The organism is Actinocatenispora sera (genome assembly GCF_018324685.1).
Lineage (GTDB): Bacteria > Actinomycetota > Actinomycetes > Mycobacteriales > Micromonosporaceae > Actinocatenispora > Actinocatenispora sera.
On sequence record NZ_AP023354.1, the window covers coordinates 4,083,714 to 4,100,183 of the forward strand.

The 16,470-nt window shown below is 70.0% G+C and carries 20 protein-coding genes; 14 read left to right on the top strand and 6 right to left on the bottom strand.

Annotated features, from left to right (window positions below; all coding sequences use genetic code 11):
- Positions 1 to 49 precede the first annotated feature (49 nt).
- The 12 genes from Asera_RS19460 to Asera_RS19515 all read left to right on the top strand — a co-directional run bounded on the left by Asera_RS19460 (position 50) and on the right by Asera_RS19515 (position 9,329).
- Positions 50 to 676, top strand: coding sequence for an arsenate reductase/protein-tyrosine-phosphatase family protein (locus Asera_RS19460; protein WP_280529738.1), 627 nt, complete (start codon positions 50 to 52; stop codon positions 674 to 676).
- Positions 677 to 733: 57 nt separating this feature from the next.
- On the top strand, positions 734 to 1,219 hold the full coding sequence (locus tag Asera_RS19465) for a hypothetical protein (RefSeq protein ID WP_244843947.1): 486 nt from the start codon (positions 734 to 736) through the stop codon (positions 1,217 to 1,219).
- 70 nt (positions 1,220 to 1,289) lie between these two features.
- Positions 1,290 to 1,517, top strand: a complete 228-nt coding sequence (locus Asera_RS19470) for an AtpZ/AtpI family protein (RefSeq protein WP_030448060.1) — start codon at positions 1,290 to 1,292, stop codon at positions 1,515 to 1,517.
- A gap of 14 nt (positions 1,518 to 1,531) precedes the next feature.
- Complete coding sequence (gene atpB, locus Asera_RS19475) at positions 1,532 to 2,320, top strand: F0F1 ATP synthase subunit A (RefSeq protein ID WP_030448061.1); 789 nt, start codon at positions 1,532 to 1,534, stop codon at positions 2,318 to 2,320.
- A gap of 115 nt (positions 2,321 to 2,435) precedes the next feature.
- Entirely contained in the window at positions 2,436 to 2,660 is a 225-nt protein-coding gene (gene atpE / locus Asera_RS19480) for an ATP synthase F0 subunit C (RefSeq protein ID WP_030448062.1), read from the top strand.
- A gap of 37 nt (positions 2,661 to 2,697) precedes the next feature.
- Positions 2,698 to 3,252 (top strand): F0F1 ATP synthase subunit B, encoded by a 555-nt coding sequence (locus Asera_RS19485; protein WP_030448063.1) that lies wholly within the window; start codon positions 2,698 to 2,700, stop codon positions 3,250 to 3,252.
- Positions 3,249 to 4,073, top strand: coding sequence for a F0F1 ATP synthase subunit delta (locus Asera_RS19490; protein WP_157035023.1), 825 nt, complete (start codon positions 3,249 to 3,251; stop codon positions 4,071 to 4,073). The genes Asera_RS19485 and Asera_RS19490 overlap by 4 nt, the downstream gene beginning before the upstream one ends.
- 200 nt (positions 4,074 to 4,273) lie before the next feature.
- Positions 4,274 to 5,920 carry a F0F1 ATP synthase subunit alpha gene (atpA, locus tag Asera_RS19495; protein WP_030448065.1) on the top strand — a complete coding sequence of 549 codons (1,647 nt, stop codon included), beginning with the start codon at positions 4,274 to 4,276 and terminating at the stop codon, positions 5,918 to 5,920.
- Positions 5,921 to 5,923: 3 nt separating this feature from the next.
- Complete coding sequence (locus Asera_RS19500; RefSeq protein WP_030448066.1) at positions 5,924 to 6,856, top strand: F0F1 ATP synthase subunit gamma; 933 nt, start codon at positions 5,924 to 5,926, stop codon at positions 6,854 to 6,856.
- A gap of 5 nt (positions 6,857 to 6,861) precedes the next feature.
- On the top strand, positions 6,862 to 8,313 hold the full coding sequence (atpD, locus tag Asera_RS19505) for a F0F1 ATP synthase subunit beta (RefSeq protein ID WP_030448067.1): 1,452 nt from the start codon (positions 6,862 to 6,864) through the stop codon (positions 8,311 to 8,313).
- Positions 8,314 to 8,563: 250 nt separating this feature from the next.
- A complete protein-coding gene (locus Asera_RS19510; protein WP_030448068.1) occupies positions 8,564 to 8,854 on the top strand; it encodes a F0F1 ATP synthase subunit epsilon in 291 nt (96 codons plus the stop codon).
- A gap of 16 nt (positions 8,855 to 8,870) precedes the next feature.
- Positions 8,871 to 9,329 (top strand): DUF2550 domain-containing protein, encoded by a 459-nt coding sequence (locus tag Asera_RS19515; RefSeq protein WP_030448069.1) that lies wholly within the window; start codon positions 8,871 to 8,873, stop codon positions 9,327 to 9,329.
- 150 nt (positions 9,330 to 9,479) lie between these two features.
- Here the strand turns inward: Asera_RS19515 and Asera_RS19520 are convergent, their stop codons facing one another.
- Both Asera_RS19520 and Asera_RS19525 read right to left on the bottom strand, forming a co-directional pair.
- Positions 9,480 to 9,677 (bottom strand): VOC family protein, encoded by a 198-nt coding sequence (locus Asera_RS19520; protein WP_342344424.1) that lies wholly within the window; start codon positions 9,675 to 9,677, stop codon positions 9,480 to 9,482.
- The gene (locus Asera_RS19525; RefSeq protein ID WP_030448070.1) at positions 9,653 to 10,225 is read right to left on the bottom strand and encodes a cob(I)yrinic acid a,c-diamide adenosyltransferase; all 573 of its coding nucleotides are present in this window, start codon (positions 10,223 to 10,225) and stop codon (positions 9,653 to 9,655) included. The genes Asera_RS19520 and Asera_RS19525 overlap by 25 nt, the downstream gene beginning before the upstream one ends.
- A gap of 91 nt (positions 10,226 to 10,316) precedes the next feature.
- Here Asera_RS19525 and murA point away from each other — a divergent pair, with 91 nt between their 5' ends.
- A complete protein-coding gene (gene murA / locus Asera_RS19530) occupies positions 10,317 to 11,615 on the top strand; it encodes a UDP-N-acetylglucosamine 1-carboxyvinyltransferase (protein ID WP_030448071.1) in 1,299 nt (432 codons plus the stop codon).
- A gap of 76 nt (positions 11,616 to 11,691) precedes the next feature.
- Here the strand turns inward: murA and Asera_RS19535 are convergent, their stop codons facing one another.
- Together Asera_RS19535 and Asera_RS19540 are read right to left on the bottom strand one after the other, a co-directional pair.
- On the bottom strand, positions 11,692 to 12,114 hold the full coding sequence (locus Asera_RS19535; protein ID WP_030448072.1) for a hypothetical protein: 423 nt from the start codon (positions 12,112 to 12,114) through the stop codon (positions 11,692 to 11,694).
- 175 nt (positions 12,115 to 12,289) lie between these two features.
- Entirely contained in the window at positions 12,290 to 13,504 is a 1,215-nt protein-coding gene (locus Asera_RS19540; protein WP_030448073.1) for a helix-turn-helix domain-containing protein, read from the bottom strand.
- Between the two features lie 595 nt (positions 13,505 to 14,099).
- On the opposite strand from Asera_RS19540, the gene Asera_RS19545 reads away from it, so the two are divergent.
- A complete protein-coding gene (locus Asera_RS19545) occupies positions 14,100 to 14,336 on the top strand; it encodes a hypothetical protein (RefSeq protein WP_084132252.1) in 237 nt (78 codons plus the stop codon).
- 114 nt (positions 14,337 to 14,450) lie between these two features.
- Here Asera_RS19545 and Asera_RS19550 read toward each other — a convergent pair whose 3' ends face one another.
- Together Asera_RS19550 and Asera_RS19555 are read right to left on the bottom strand one after the other, a co-directional pair.
- Entirely contained in the window at positions 14,451 to 15,743 is a 1,293-nt protein-coding gene (locus Asera_RS19550; protein WP_211255682.1) for an MFS transporter, read from the bottom strand.
- A gap of 69 nt (positions 15,744 to 15,812) precedes the next feature.
- Positions 15,813 to 16,415 carry a TetR/AcrR family transcriptional regulator gene (locus Asera_RS19555; RefSeq protein WP_030448076.1) on the bottom strand — a complete coding sequence of 201 codons (603 nt, stop codon included), beginning with the start codon at positions 16,413 to 16,415 and terminating at the stop codon, positions 15,813 to 15,815.
- Positions 16,416 to 16,470: the final 55 nt, after the last annotated feature.

The following is a 16,470-nucleotide window of genomic DNA, read 5'->3' on the forward strand; positions in this document are numbered from 1 at the left end:
GCCCGGTGCGGGGCAGGATGGAGTGCCGGTGTGAGGACAGGAGGATGACGTGGCCGATCCCGAGGTGAGGCAGCCGCCGTTCTCGGTGCTGCACGTGTGTATGGGCAACATCTGCCGCTCGCCGATGGCGGAGCGGCTGCTGACCGCCCGGCTGGCCGACCTGCTCGGCCCGACCGACCCGGCCCCGCCGGACCTGCTCTACAGTCACAGCGCCGGCACCGGTGGCTGGCACGCCGGCGAGCAGATGAACCCGCCGGCGGCCCGGCAGGTCGCCGCGCGCGGTGGCGACCCGTCCGGGTTCACCGCGCGGCAGCTGCACGGCGAGCACATCGACGCGTCCGAACTGATCCTGACCGCCACCGGCGAGCAGGCGAGCTACGTGGCGGCGTTGCGGCCGGACGCCGCCGACCGCACGTTCACCGTCTGCGAGTTCGGCCGGCTGCTGCACGACGTGGACACCCACCAGCTGCCGCCGGCGGCGCCGACCCCGGCGCAGACCATGACCCGGGGAGTGGCGCTCGTCGCCGCCGCGAACAAGGCGCGCGGCGGCACCGGTCCCGGCCCGGAGGACGACCTCGACGACCCGTGGGGCCTGGGTGACCGGTTCTTCGACCGGATCGCCGACGACATCGAACTGCCGCTGCGCAAGCTGGTCCGCCTGCTCACCGGTCGGTGAGCAGGCGTGGGCCGGCGCACCGGGCCGGCCCGGGCGGGCGGGTACGCTGGCGGCATTGTGCTGAGCAGTGAGGTGGCGGGCCGCAACACCGCACGTTCTTCCCGGCCGGGTGGCAGTCGACTGCCCCGGCTGCGTCATCTGCCGGTGCCGTTGCTGGCGATGGCGGGTCTGCTGATCGTCGGTGCGGTGGTCGCCGCGCCGCTGCGCGGCCCGGTCGGCGTGGCCGGAGTGGCGGCCGGCGTCGGGCTGGTGGCGGTCAGCTACGTGCTGTCCAGTCTGGCCATCGCGTGGGCCGACCGGGTCAACCCGAGGCTCGTCCTGCCGGTTGGCCTGACCGTGTATGTGGTGAAATTCCTGTTTCTCGGGATGTTCCTGCTCGGCCTGAGTGCAACGGGATGGTTAGGGCTTGCGCCGATGGGCCTTGCGATCGTCGCCGCTGCGCTAACGTGGTCCGCGGCTCAGGCCGCCTGGACGTGGCACGCCAAGATCCCATACGTGGAGCCGGCTTCCGACCCCTCGGTCACGCCGACCACCAACCGCTGAGTAACCCCTGGTCCCATCACCGGGGGTCGATGCGGTGCGCCGCTGACCGGCTGATACCGTCATCCACATCATGACCAGCAAGCAGCCTGCCACCAAGCCCGAAGGCGCAGCCGCGGGCATGGAGACCGGCTGGATGGCCACGGGTCACCTGCTCAGCGGCGTCGCCGTCTGGGCAGTGATCGGTGGCCTCGTCGACTGGTGGCTCGGGATTCCCTCCCATATCGGCCTCGTGGTCGGCATGCTGGTCGGCGCAGCCGCGGCGATCTACCTGATCGTCAAACGACTTGGCAGCAGTTAGCGAAGGGTGGTTCGGTGGCTGGAGAGCCGGCGATCCTGGCCAGTGATTTCCCACCTGGCGTCAAGGACTTCGACTTCGAGGGTCTCGTTCCAGGGCTCGGCCAAGCCGTCACGAAGGTGACGATCCTGGCTTGGTTGGCAGCGGCGCTCATCATCGTGTTCTTCCTCGTGGCATATCGCAAGCCCAAGCTCGTGCCTACTAAGACACAGTGGATGGCCGAGTCGATGTACGGGTTCGTGCGCGACGGGGTTGCGACCGAGGTGATCGGTGCGAAGAAAGGGCTGCGCTTCGCGCCCTACCTGACGACGCTGTTCCTCTTCATCATCGTGATGAACTTCTTCGGGATCATTCCGTTCCTGCAGATCTCGCCGAACTCGCACATCTCGTTCCCGATGTTCCTGACGGCCATCACCTACGTGATGTTCCTGTACCTGGGCATCCGCAAGCACGGCTTCTTCGGGTACATCAAGCACACCCTGATCCTGCCGGGCGTGCCGTGGCCGATGCACATTCTGCTGGTGCCGATCGAGTTCGTGCAGAACTTCCTGACCCGGCCGGTCACCCTGGCGGTCCGGTTGTTCGCCAACATGTTCGCCGGTCACCTGCTCCTGCTGGTGTTCACGCTCGGCGGCGTCGCCCTGCTGAACGCCCAGACCGTGCTGTTCCGGCCGCTGTCCGTCATCTCCTGGGCAATGGCGATCATCATGACGTTCTTCGAGTTGATCGTCGCCGCCCTGCAGGCATACGTGTTCGTGATCCTGACCGCGAGCTACGTCGAGAGCTCGCTCGCGGACGAGCACTGATTCGCATGTGAGCTCCGCAGCGCCGCACCGGCGCCTCGTTCCACCCTGTACCACCGACAGATCACATCAAGCCTCCGCGTGAAGGTCACGCGGGTAGACCAGGAGGAATCCCCAGATGGACCTCGCAGCTGTCACCGGTAGCCTCAGCTCCATCGGCTACGGCCTCGCCGCGATCGGCCCGGGTATCGGTGTTGGCATCGTGTTCGCCGCCTACATCACCTCGACCGCTCGGCAGCCGGAGTCGGCGGGTCTGACCCGTACCTACATGTTCCTCGGCTTCGCGATCGTCGAGGCGCTCGCTCTGTTCGGCCTGGTGCTCGGCTTCATCTGGGCGGGCTGACGTCCAGACCGTCCGACAATCCCATCGGGAGTAAGCCATGAAACACCTCGCAGCAGAGGGCGGCGCTCAGATCCTGATGCCGGTCTGGTCCGAGATCATCGTCGGGCTGATCGCGTTCGCCGCAGTCTGCTTCGTCCTCATGAAGTTCGTGTTCCCGCGGATGGAAGAGACCTTCCGGGCCCGCGTGGACGCGATCGAGGGCGGACTGAAGCGGGCCGAGCAGGCCCAGGCCGAGGCCAACCAGCTCCTCGAGCAGTACCGCGAGCAGCTGGCCGAGGCCCGCACCGAGGCCGCCGGGATCCGTGACGAGGCGCGTGCCGACGCCGCGGCGATCCGGGACGAGATGCTGGCCAAGGCGAACGAGGAGCGCGACCGCGTGATCGCGGTCGGCAAGGAGCAGCTCGCCGCCGAGCGGCAGACGCTGATCCGCGAGCTTCGCTCCGACATCGGCTCGCTCGCAGTCGATCTGGCCGGCCGGATCGTCGGCGAGTCGCTCGCCGACGAGGCACAGCGGCGCGGCACCGTCGATCGGTTCCTGACCGAGATCGAGGCGGACGGCCGGGCCAGCACCGGCGCCGCGGGGCGTCGCTGATGGAGGCGGCGAGCCGTGAGGCGTTCGGCGCGGCGGCCGACCGGCTGAACACGTACGCCAAGCGGGCCAAGGCGGAGACGCTGGCCACGGTCGCCGACGAGCTGCTCGCGATCGCGAAGCTGCTGGCCGGCGAGCCGCGGCTGCGCCGGGCGCTGTCCGACCCCGCCCGGCCGGGCGACGACCGCGCCGGGCTGGCGAACTCGCTGCTGGGCAAGCAGCTGTCGGAAGGCACCCGGACCCTGTTCGGGGTGCTCGTCGCCGGCCGCTGGTCGAGCGCGAGCGCGCTGCTTGACGGCACCGAGCTGCTCGGCGTCGAGGCGTTGCTCGCCTCGGCGGAGCGGGACGGTGCGCTGGCCGAGGTGGAGGACGAGTTGTTCCGGTTCGGCCAGATCGTGGCCGGCCAGGAGCGCCTCGCCGCCGTGCTCGGTGACGTCACCGCCGACCTGGCGCAGCGCACCGAGCTGGTGTCGTCGCTGTTGTCCGGCAAGGTCTCCGCGGTCACCTTGCGGCTGGCCGAGCTGGCCCTGACCGGTTTCGGTGGACGCGGGTTCGAGTCGGCCCTGACCCGGCTGGTCGAGCTGGCCGCGGCCCGGCGGGACCACGAGATCGGGTACGTGACGGTCGCGGCGGAGCTGACCGATGGCGATCTCGATCGGCTGGCTGCCGCCCTGCGGCGGATATACGGTCGAGAGATCGCGCTGAAGGTGTCCGTCGACCCGAGGATTCTCGGTGGGATGAGCGTGCAGGTCGGTTCCGACCTGTACGACGGGACGATCCTTCGGCGCATCAACGAGACACGCACCGCGTTGACCCGGCGCTGACCGGGCCGCGTGGTGCAGAACACCGGCGGCCGGGAGGCCGCCGGCCGACGACAAATCCGGTGGCCCCGGCCACCGGCATCGGTGGCCCCCGGGTCACCACGTTTGGCGATGTATCACCCGCACAGCCGACCGAGTCCGGTGCCGAGCTTCGGAGCCGCGGCCGGACCCATCGATAGACCAAGGGACGAGGACTGGCAAAGATGGCCGAGCTGACCATCTCCTCGGAGGAGATCCGTGGCGCGCTCGAGCGCTACGTCTCCTCCTATACACCGGAGATCTCCCGCGAGGAAGTCGGTGTCGTCACCACTGCCGGTGATGGCATCGCCCAGGTCGAGGGTCTGCCCTCGACCATGGCCAACGAGCTGCTCGAGTTCGAGGACGGCACGCTGGGTCTGGCGCTGAACCTGGAGACGCGCGAGATCGGCGTGGTCGTGCTCGGCGAGTACGCCGGGATCGAGGAGGGCCAGACGGTCCGGCGCACCGGCCGGGTGCTGTCGGTGCCGGTCGGCGACGCGTTCCTCGGTCGCGTGGTGGACCCGCTGGGTCGCCCCATGGACGGCCTCGGCGACGTCGAGAACGAGGGCTTCCGCGAGCTGGAGCTGCAGGCTCCGAACGTGATGTCGCGGCAGCCGGTCGAGGAGCCGCTGCAGACCGGCATCAAGGCGATCGACGGCATGATCCCGGTCGGCCGGGGCCAGCGTGAGCTGATCATCGGCGACCGGCAGACCGGCAAGACCACGGTCGCCATCGACACGATCATCAACCAGCGCGCCAACTGGAAGACCGGCGACCCGCAGCAGCAGGTGCGCTGCATCTACGTCGCGATCGGCCAGAAGGCGTCCACGATCGCCACGGTCAAGGGCAAGCTGGAAGAGGCCGGCGCGCTGGAGTACACCACGATCGTGGCGGCCCCCGCATCCGACCCGGCCGGCTTCAAGTACATCGCGCCCTACACCGGGTCGAGCATCGGCCAGCACTGGATGTACAACGGCAAGCACGTGCTGATCGTGTTCGACGACCTGACCAAGCAGGCCGAGGCGTACCGCGCGGTGTCGCTGCTGCTGCGCCGCCCGCCGGGCCGCGAGGCCTACCCGGGCGACGTGTTCTACCTGCACTCCCGGCTGCTGGAGCGGTGCGCGAAGCTGTCCGACGACCTGGGCGCGGGTTCGATGACCGGGCTGCCGATCATCGAGACGAAGGCCGGCGACGTCTCCGCGTACATCCCGACCAATGTCATTTCGATCACCGACGGCCAGATCTACCTCGAGGCCGACCTGTTCAACGCGGGCACCAAGCCGGCGATCAACGTCGGTACCTCGGTGTCCCGGGTCGGCACGGCCGCGCAGCGCAAGGCGATCAAGAAGGTGTCCGGCCGGCTCAAGCTCGACCTGGCGCAGTACCGCGACCTGGAGGCGTTCGCCGCCTTCGCGTCCGATCTGGACCGCACCTCGCGGGCGCAGCTGGACCGCGGTGCCCGGCTGACCGAGCTGCTCAAGCAGGACGAGTCGAACCCCTTCCCGTACGAGGAGGAGGTCGTCTCGATCTGGACCGGCACCACTGGCAAGCTGGACAGCGTCCCGGTCTCCGACGTGGGCCGGTTCGAGCGCGAGTTCCTCGGCTACCTGCGGCACAACCACAAGGTCGTGCTGGACGAGATCGCGAGCACCGGTGCGATGTCCGACGACGCGGTGAGCACGCTGGAGTCCGCGGTCGCCAAGTTCACCCAGAACTTCCTCGCCGGTAGCGACGAGCTGAAGGTGAACGAGGCGCCCGCCGAGGCGCTGGCCGAGGGCGCCGAGGGCCAGGAGACGGTGCAGAAGTACGTGCCGTCGGTGGAGAAGAAGTAACCCATGGCCGCTCAGCTACGGGTACTCCGCCGCCGGATCCGGTCGGTCAAGTCGACCGGCAAGATCACCAAGGCGCAGGAGCTCATCGCCACGAGCCGCATCGCGAAGGCGCAGGAGCGCGTCGCCGCGGCCCAGCCGTACGCGCACGCCATCACCGGCGTGCTCACGGCACTGGCGTCCGGTGCCAACATCGAGCACCCGCTGCTGACCCCGCGTGAGCGGGTGCGGCGCGCCGGTGTCCTGGTCGTGACCAGCGACCGGGGCATGTGCGGTGGCTACAACGCCAACGTGATCCGCACCGCCGAGCAGTTGATCGCCCGGCTGCGGTCGGACGGCATCGAGCCGGTGCTGTACGTGATCGGCCGCAAGGGCGTCACCTACTACCGGTTCCGCAACCGGGACATCGCCGAGAGCTGGACCGGCTTCTCCGAGCAGCCGGCGTTCGACGATGCCCGGGAGGCCGGCCAGACGCTGATCGACGCGTTCAACGCCGGTGCCGACGACACCGACGGCGGCTTCGGCCCCGACGGCCTGCCCGGCATCGACGAGCTGTACGCGGTGTACACGCACCTGGCGTCGATGGTGTCGCAGGTGCCGACGGTGACCCGGGTCGCCCCGATGGAGATCGAGGAGACCGACAAGCCGTCCACCGGCATCCCCCCGGCGTACGAGTTCGAGCCGGATGCCGCCTCGCTGTTGGACTCGCTGCTGCCGAAGTACATCAACACCCGCATCTACGCGGCGCTGTTGGACTCCGCGGCGAGCGAGTCGGCGGCTCGGCGGGCGGCCATGAAGGCCGCCTCCGACAACGCGAACGACATCGCCCGGACCCTTACCCGTGAGATGAACGCGGCCCGGCAGGCCGCGATCACCCAGGAGATCAGCGAGATCGTCGGCGGCGTGGACGCGCTGGCCGCGTCAGGAAGTGAAGAGTAATGGCTATGACTACTCAGGCCGCGACTGCTGAAGATCACGCGACTGCCGTCGGCCGCGTCGCCCGGGTGATCGGCGCCGTGGTCGACGTCGAGTTCCCGCGCGAGGCGATGCCCGGCATCTACAACGCGCTCAAGGTCGACGTCGAGCTGTCGGCCGGCAAGCAGGAGATCACCCTGGAGGTCGCGCAGCACCTGGGCGACAACATGGTGCGGGCGATCTCGCTGAAGCCGACCGACGGCATGGTCCGGGGCGCCGAGGTGCGCGACACCGGCGACCCGATCTCGGTGCCGGTCGGCGAGGCGACCAAGGGCCACGTGTTCGACGTGACCGGCAACGTGTTGAACCTCAAGGACGGCGAGAAGTTCGAGCCGGCCGACCGGTGGGGCATCCACCGCGAGCCGCCGGCGTTCGCCGACCTGGAGCCGAAGACCGAGATGTTGGAGACCGGCATCAAGGTCATCGACCTGCTCACGCCGTACGTGCGTGGCGGCAAGATCGGCCTGTTCGGCGGTGCCGGCGTGGGCAAGACGGTGCTCATCCAGGAGATGATCTACCGCGTCGCCCAGAACTTCGGTGGTACCTCGGTGTTCGCCGGCGTCGGCGAGCGCACCCGTGAGGGCAACGACCTGATCGGTGAGATGACCGAGATGAACGTCTTCGACAAGACGGCGCTCGTCTTCGGCCAGATGGACGAGCCGCCGGGCACCCGGCTCCGGGTGGCGCTGTCCGCCCTGACCATGGCGGAGTACTTCCGGGACGTGCAGAACCAGGAAGTGCTGCTGTTCATCGACAACATCTTCCGGTTCACCCAGGCCGGTTCGGAGGTGTCCACCCTGCTGGGCCGGATGCCGTCCGCGGTGGGTTACCAGCCGACGCTGGCCGACGAGATGGGCGTGCTGCAGGAGCGCATCACCTCGGTCCGCGGCCACGCGATCACCTCGATGCAGGCGATCTACGTGCCGGCCGACGACTACACCGACCCGGCGCCGGCGACCACGTTCGCCCACCTGGACGCGACCACCAACCTGGAGCGGTCGATCTCCGACAAGGGCATCTACCCGGCGGTGGACCCGCTGGCGTCGACGTCCCGGCTGCTCGCCCCCTCGTTCGTGGGCGCCGAGCACTACCAGGTGGCGGAGACCGTCAAGCAGATCCTGCAGAAGTACAAGGATCTGCAGGACATCATCGCCATCCTCGGTATGGACGAGCTGTCCGAAGAGGACAAGGTGACGGTGCAGCGGGCGCGCCGGATCGAGCGGTTCCTGTCCCAGAACACCTTCATGGCGGAGAAGTTCACCGGCCTGGCCGGTTCGTTCGTTCCGCTGAAGGAGACCATCGAGGCGTTCAAGAAGCTCGCCGAGGGGGAGTACGACCACTTCCCCGAGCAGGCCTTCTTCATGTGCGGTGGCCTGGAGGACCTGGAGCGCAACGCGCACGAGCTCGCCAAGAACGAGTAGGTCGCAGCCGTACCACCCGGTTCGGGCCGGTGTCCCTCGTGGACACCGGCCCGAACTGCGTCGGCACCGCGTTCTTCGCTGCCGGGTTCTCCGCTGCCGGCACCGGCGGCTGAACCGGGCGAGCACGACACCGTGGGTGGTGGTGGAAAGTGCGGTGCGTCACTGTTTCCGTGTCTGGGGTGCGCGCGGCGTGCCAGCCGTCACGCATTAGACTTCTTCTTCAAATCCCCGTTGCGCCTAGGAGAAGCCGGTGGCCGACCCACTGCACGTCGAGCTCGTCGCGGTCGAGCAGAAAGTCTGGACCGGCGAGGCGAAGATGCTCATCGCCCGCACCACCGAGGGCGAGCTGGGCGTTCTGCCCGGCCATGCACCGTTGCTCGGTGAGCTGGCCGACCCGGGTACGGTCCGGATCCAGCGCGACGGCGAGGAAGAGCTGGTCTACACGGTCAACGGCGGATTCCTCTCCGTCACCGGCCGCGGCGTCACGGTGCTCGCCGAGACGGTCGAGCTGGGCGAGCCGGCCGAGGCCGGCGCGCACTAGCGAGAGCCGGGCACCGATGCGAGTCTTCGAGGCGATCGGCGTCGGTGTCCTGCTCGTGCTCGTCGCGCTCGGCCTGCTGTTCGTGCGCCGGGCACTGATCGCGCGCCGCGGCGGCACGATCGAGGTCAGCGTCCGGGTGACCGCGCGGATCCCGGGCCGCGGTTGGGCGCCGGGCTTCGGCCGGTTCGCCGGCGACCAGCTGCTGTGGTACCGGATGTTCAGCCTGGCGATGCGGCCGCGTGAGGTGCTCTCCCGGCGGACGCTGGCGATCCGGTCCCGCCGCCCACCGGGCGGCCCGGAACTGCTCGTCCTGCCGCCCGACGCGCTCGTGCTGTGTTGCGCGAACGACCGGGACGTCGTCGAGGTCGCGATGACCGAAGGCGCGCTGACCGGCTTCCTGTCCTGGCTCGAGGCCGCCCCGCCCGGGGCGGCCTCGCGTCGTTTCGGCCTCCCCGCCGACGACCAGGCCATCTGACGGCCGGGGTCGGCTGAGGACCAGGCCCGCTGACGGCCGGGCTCGGTGGGGACCGGGTGGAGTGAGGACCGAACCGGCGGGCCGCATCGGGCCTGTCTGCCCGTGCGACCCGCCGACGATGCGGAGCACCGCGACGAGCCAGGTCGTGGCTCAGTCGGCGACCAGCTCGACCTCGTAGCCGTCCTGGTCGGCCATCCAGGAGCGCCCCGCCGGCCACTGCTGGTACGGCGCGTAGCCCAGCTCGCCGAACAGCCAGCCCCAGGAGCGCGCCGCCCGGGCCAGATCCGGTACCCAGAGCTCGACGTGGTGCAGCGCGCCCCGGCTCACCGCTGGCCGCCCGGCACCCACTTCACGTCGCCGTCCGGGTTCGCCAGCCGGGCCAGGATGAACAGCAGGTCGCTCAGCCGGTTCAGGTACTTCGCTGCGAGCACGTTGGTCCGCTCGGGGTCGTGCTCCAGCAGCGCCCATGCTGAGCGCTCGGCTCGCCGCGCGACGGTACGGGCGTGGTGCAGCAACGCGGCGCCCGGGGTGCCGCCGGGCAGGATGAACGAGTCGAGCTTGGCGCAGCGCTCGTTGAACTCGTCACACCAGCCCTCCAGCCGCTCGACGTAGTCGCCGGTGACCCGCAGCTCCGGGTTCTTCGGCTCCGGGGTGATCGGGGTGGCGAGGTCGGCGCCGACATCGAACAGGTCGTTCTGGACTCGGGTGAGCACCCCGGTCAGCTCGTCGTCGAGCCGGCCGAGCGCGAGCGCGGTGCCCAGCACGGCGTTGGTCTCGTCACAGTCGGCGTACGCGGCGATGCGCGGGTCGGTCTTGGGCACCCGGCTGAAGTCGTTCAGCCCGGTCGTCCCGTCGTCGCCGGTTCGGGTGTAGATCCTGGTCAGATGTACCGCCATCGGACCACCCTATTCCTGCGTCCGGCGGCGGGTGGCGGCCGACTCCGGCACACCGCCCCGGGGCGCGAGCGGATCCGGTGCCGCGCCTACGATGACGCGCGTGGATGTCATCCGGGTCTACGGCGGTACGCGGCTGGCCGGCGAGGTGCCGGTGGCCGGCGCCAAGAACAGCGCACTCAAGCTGATGGCGGCGGCACTGCTCGCGCCGGGCCGTACCACCATCACGAACGCGCCGGGCATCACCGACATCTCGATCATGGCCGAGGTGTTGCGCCGGCTCGGCTGCCAGGTCGAGGTGGACGGCGGCGACATCACGATCGACACGCCGGAGGAGCTTTCGCCGGAGGCCGACTACAACCTGGTCCGCCGGTTGCGCGCGTCGATCTGCGTGCTCGGCCCCCTGCTGGCCCGCTGCCGCCACGCCCGCGTGGCGCACCCGGGCGGCGACGCCATCGGCTCCCGCGGCCTGGACATGCACGTCGCCGGGCTGTCCCGGATGGGCGCCGACATCGGCTCCGAGCACGGCTTCGTGGTGGCCCGGGCCGCCCAGCTGACCGGCGCGCAGATCTGGCTCGACTTCCCGAGCGTGGGCGCCACCGAGAACATCCTGATGGCGGCCGTACTGGCGCGCGGCACCACGGTGATCGACAACGCGGCGCGCGAGCCGGAGATCGTGGACCTCGCGGACATGCTCAACTCGATGGGCGCGCAGGTCTCCGGTGCCGGTACCGCCACCCTGGAGGTCACCGGCGTCGAGTCGATGCACCCCACCACGCACCGCACCGTCGGCGACCGGATCGTCGCCGGTACCTGGGCGTTCGGTGCGGTGATGACCCGCGGCGACGTGACCGTCCAGGGCGTACGGGCGGCGAACCTGAGCGTCGCGCTGGACAAGCTGACCGACGCCGGTGCCGCGATCGCGGAGCTGCCCGACACCGACGGCGTACCCGCGTTCCGCGTCACCATCGACCGCCGGCCGACCGCGGTCGACGTGGTCACGCTGCCGTACCCCGGGTTCGCCACCGACCTGCTGCCGATGGCGATCGGGCTCGGCGCGGTGTCCGGCGGCGTCTCGCTGATCACCGAGAACATCTTCGACGGCCGGTTCATGTTCGTGAACGAGATGTCCCGGCTCGGCGCCGACATCCGTACCGACGGCCACCACGCGGTGGTCCGCGGCCGGGAGCGGCTGTCCGGCGCCCCGGTGCGCGCCTCCGACATCCGGGCCGGTGCCGGGCTCGCCATCGCGGGCCTGTGCGCGGAGGGCACCACCGAGGTCAGCCACGTGCACCACATCGATCGCGGGTACCCGCACTTCGTCGAGCAGCTGCGCGCGCTGGGCGTCAAGGCGGAGCGCTGCACCGTACCCGACGACGACTTCGGCTACTGAGGCGCCCGCCCGAGGCGCCGAACGCGACGCCAGCCCCGCGGGGTCACCCCGCGCCCGGCCATCTGCGTGCCGAGGTCTAGCCGACCAGGCGGCGGGCCTTGTCGAGCTGGTCGACGAAGACCAGCACCCGTGCGCTGTTGCCGTCGGTCGAGATGGTGGACCGGATGCCGGCATCGGCCAGCACCTCGCGCACCAGCGTCGCCTGCCGCTGGTTCTCGGCGACCAGCACGGTCCGGAGCAGGCCGTACCCCTCGTCGAGCGATTCCGGGGCGTCCACCACCTGGTCCTGCGCGGCCGGCTCGATCGCCTCGTGCGTCCCGTCGGGCACCGACGGCGCGGCGACCGGGGGGCCGAGCGGGGTCGGTGCAGCCGGATCGTCGTCGTTCGGCGACACGTGGTAGCGACGCTCGGTCAGGTCGCTTCCATAGGTCCAGCGGAGCACGATCGCCAACCCGGCGATGAGGCCGAACGCAATCAGGATGCTGACTGGGGCAGGCACGTCCGTCAGTCTGCCACTGCCAAGCCAGCTTCGACATCGGTGCCCCGGCGACCGATATCCCCGCGTGTCCGGAACCGCCGATCATCGCCGCCGGCGAACACCAAGACCAGCGGGCCGGGCAGATCCCGGACCGGTCCGGTTGCCCGCGGGGCGGCTCGGTGACGGGGTCGGGCGGTCAGACCACGCCGACTCGTCGGGCCAGCGCGCGCAGCTGCTGCCCGCCGGCCTCCCGGCGGGCCCGGCGCAGGATGTCGCCGACCGTCTCCCGCACCGCCGTGGACGCTCGGATGCGTTGCGGCGCCAGCCGTTCGGCCACGCAGAACGCCTCCACCGCGCGGTCGTCGGTGCCGCCCTGCGCATACCCGCGGCCGAGGTCGGCGAAGAACGAGGCGCGCCGGGACGCCGAGTCGACGACCTCCGGCCGGATCTGCCGGGCGATCTCGTCGACCCGGCCGCCCTCGCCCAGCTCGACGGCGATCGCCACCCGCCAGAACCCGATGTTGGTGGGCCCGAAGCACAGCCCCGCGAACTCGCCCTCGCCGGTACGCGTGGCGACCGCGTCGGCCTCGGCCAGGTGGGCGTGGGTGTCGTCGGCGCGTTCGGTCACCGCGGCGGCGAACGCCGCGGACAGGTGCAGCATCCCGTACACCTGGGCGGTGTCGGCGTCGGCGAGGTGTGGTTGTAGCCGGTCGGCGGCCTCGCCGGCGAGCCGGCCGGTGAGTGCCTTGGTCTCCGGCGGCAGCGAGTGCAGCCGGGTGAACGCGGCGAGGCCGAGGTAGGCCGGCTCGGCCAGTTCGGTGGCGGCCCGCCCGCACGCCTCCGCGGCGGTCATCGCGAGGTCGCGGTGGCCCAGGTACTTCAGCGTGTAGGTGGCGCAGTAGGTGGCCCGCACCATCAGCCGCAGCGCGTCGCGGCGCTGCGCCGCGGTACCGGTGCGGCACCGGGCGCCCAGGTCGCGCAGCAGGTCGGGCAGCAGCGGCCCGAGCTTGTCGTACCGCGCGGCGGCGCGCAGCGGTTGCAGCGCGTCGGTGTCGCGGCGCAGCGCGGCGAGGTCTCGGCCGGCGGTGTGCTCGTCGTCGAGCGCGAGCAGCACCAGCGCCGACCGTACGGCGGGGACGGTGGCGAGTGCCGCGGCGTGCTCGGGGAACAGCGGAGCACCGGGCTGGTCGGTCAGGTCGGCGGTGGACACCTGCAGCGCGGTGGCGACGGCGGTCAGCTGGGAACGCCGGTCGAGGATGCGCTTGCCGTTCTCCACCTCCGACAACAGCCCGACGGAGATGCCGGCCAGCCCGGCAAGCGTCTTGAGCGGCATGCCGCGGTAGCGCCGCCAGGTGCGAATGCGTTCCCCGACAATCGGCCGGTCATCGGGGAGGTACGACTCCCGAGCCATGAATTTCACGGTATAGACGGTTTGCCGGAGGCGATAGACCTGCCAGAGGGTGATTTGTATCTGACACTCAGCGAGGTGATCTCCGCGCGACTGGCGGCGAACCCATCGATCCACGTGATCGCGTCATTCGGAGCAGCAGGGCATCGGCCGGTGGAATCCGCGCGCAGTAGGCGGCTTGGACAGAGTTCACTCTGCTGAACTTTTCCGGCTGCTCGGAAAGTAGCCTTGTGATTGCGTTCAGTTGCATTCCCGTCGACGCCCGATGGGCCGGAGCGCCGGCTCATCGGGCGGGCGAGACGGGCAGCCGGACACGTGCTGTCAACACCCTTCGAAGCAGAGGCCACCAGTCCTGCCGGGAGACGGTCATGGACCCGCAATCAGCAAACCCACTTCTCTCCGACGTCGCGACCCGGCTGCTCCGGTCGCACCACCCCGACGAGGCGAACCCGGACCGGTGCGCGCATCCGCGCTGCCGCCGGCCGTACCCGTGCGAGACCGCGCGAGTGGCCACCGAGGCGACGAGACAGGCAGGACGGGTACGGCGGCCCCGGCCGGTGTCGCCGGCCGTCGGCCCCGCGGCCGCGGTGACGGCGCGATGACCATGGCGACCACCGGTGTGACCCCCCGCATCGGCGACCTGGTCCGACTGGACGCCGCGGCGAGCTCGCAGTTCGAGCGGCCCCTCTGGTTCCGGGTGATCGGCGTGCGACCGTCCCCGACGGTGCCCGGCTGGGCCTACCTGGACGGCTGGGAGCTGGCCGAGGGCCTGGAGATCACCGAGGTGACGGTGTTCGTCCGGGTCGCCGGGCTGACCGTCCGGCGAGACGACTAGGTGTGTGAGGGCTGAACGTTGGCCACGCCTTCTCGCAATCGGGATGCTGGTGGCCGGCCGCCGGCCTCGAGTGTGGTCGATTGCGCTCGTCGGAGCGGTTTGCGCGGACGCAAGTCATCGTCGAGTACTGCCCAGTTCCGATTTCTCGGTCACGGTGCAAAGGGTTTGCGACCGCTCCGACGCTGCTGCTGACGCGTCATCGGATGCGCCGCAACGGAGGTAGGGGCTCGCCAGGGCGGGCATGATCGCGACGATCGCCAGGACTGCCAGGCCGATGCCGAGGACGACGGGGGCACGCAGACCGTACTGCGGGATGAGCGCTGAGCCGACGGCCGAGCCGATGATGACTCCGAGAGTGATGAACGAGCCGTGGATGCTGTTCACCAGCGGCGCGGTGCTCCCGCTGCGCTGGATGCGCACCGCCATCGCGGGATTCATGGTGACCCCGACGAGGCCGATGCCGAGGATGAACGCCACCGCCAACGGGGGCGCATCGGTGGAGAGCGCGAACCCGGTCAGGAAGAGCGCGTTCAGGCCGGTGCCGACCAGGAGCGTCGAGACGGTGTGCCGGTCGGCCAGGCGTCCTACGATGACGTTGCCCACCAGCGTGGCTGCTCCGTAGACGAGGAGGAGCACGGGCACGACGCCCTCGGGGAACCCGGTGATCTCGGTGAGGATCGGGGTGAAGAAGCTGAACGCCGAGAACGTCGCGCCGATGATCAGCGTGCTGGAGGCGAGGGCGAGCAGGAACTGCGGTCGGCGGAGCACCGCGAGGTCCGAACCGGGCGTCGCGGAGGGTTCAACGCCATCGCTCGCCTTCGTGGCGGCCGGGTTGCGCACCATGGTGTGGGTCAGGGCGGCAGCGAGCACGGTGATCGCGGAGATCGCCCAGAACGCGGACTGCCAGCCGAATCTGCTGCCGACGAAGGTCGCGAGGGGCAGCCCGAGGAGGGTGCCCAGCATCAGCCCGTTCATCACGACTGCGACCCCGCGTCCACGCACGTGCTCGTCGACGAGTTGGACGCCCATCGAGACCGCGATGCCGAAGAACGCCTGCGAGGCGGCTCCGCTGATGATCCGGGCGAGGATCATCATCGGATACCCGGTCGCGAGCGCGGCGATGACGTTGCCGACGAGGAAGATCGCGAAGACGATCATGAGCGCGGCTTTCGGCGGGACCTTGAGCAGGGCGAAGGTGAGCGGTGGGCCTCCGACGGACATTGCGACGGCGAAGATCGTCACGAGGTAGCCGATCTGCGGGATCCCGGTGCCGAGACCCTCTGCGAGCTGGGGCATGAGGCCTGCGACGGTGAACTCGCTGGTCACCATCGCGAACACCCCGGCGGCGAGCACGTACACCGCGGGCGGGACGGCCTTCTTCGTGGCGGGTGCTGTTGCTGCGCTCAAGTGAGAGCCTTTCTGTACTTGATTATCCAAAACGTGGCCGCGAAGAAACGCCGCCGGGCAGCGGCGCTCTCAGTTCAGGAGGGATTTCATTCCGGCCAGGGCGATCCGGCGGAGCGTCTCGGTGTCGACGCCGGTCTGTGCGGTCACGCGCAGTCCGGAGATGACGGTGCTGACGAGCACGGCCCCGTCGTCGGCGTCGATGCCTTCGGCGATCGAGCCGTCGATCTGACCGGCCCGGATCGCTCCGGACAGGAGGGAGAGCCTCTCGCGGAGGTCGCGGTCGAGGATCCGGGCGACGCGCTCGTCCCGGTCGCGCAGATCTGGACTCATGAAGCTCTGCACGACCATGCAGCCGGCTGCGTGGCCTCGGCTCGACGCCTGCAGCTCCTCGTCAACGACGACGTCGATCAGGGCTCGCAGCCTCTCCGCGCCGGGGAGCGCGTCGTCAGCGAGGATCGACGCCTGGCGCGCTCCGGTCGTCACGACATAGCGCTCCAGAGCGCGCACGAACAGTTCGTCCTTGGAGACGAAGGTGTTGTACAGGCTGCTGCGGCGCACGCCCGCCGCCGCGCAGAGTTGCTCGGTCGAGGTCTCGGCGAATCCGTGCACCCGGAATTCACGCGCTGCCGCGTCGAGCACCGCCGCCTCGTCGAACATGCGTGGTCGCGCCATGCGGGAGACTCTACGCTGTTTTGGATCCCAGAATCCATAACGTCCACCTCGAAGT